This is a genomic window from Paenibacillus sp. 598K, from assembly GCF_003851045.1.
Taxonomy (GTDB): Bacteria; Bacillota; Bacilli; order Paenibacillales; family Paenibacillaceae; genus Paenibacillus_D.
Genome location: NZ_BFBX01000114.1, coordinates 1 through 264, shown reverse-complemented (window position 1 = coordinate 264; position 264 = coordinate 1).

Sequence of the window (264 nt, the reverse complement as noted above, 5' to 3'; positions counted from 1 at the left end):
TCTGTGCGAAAAATCGCACACATTGGGCATTCCAGCCAAGCATCAGTCGCGATGTGTACGAAAAATTCGCCCATTAGTCACCTCGGCCACTCCAGTCCTGATGTGCAGGGCAAATATAACAGATGGGGCCTCAACGCACGGCCCCCCGCCGTCGCACCGCCCAGGCCCTATCGTAACGCCCCGCCATACTTTACGTCATACGAACCTCACCAGATCGCTTTTACTCTTCCGAATCTGCCAAACTGCGGACATCCCATCCCATCC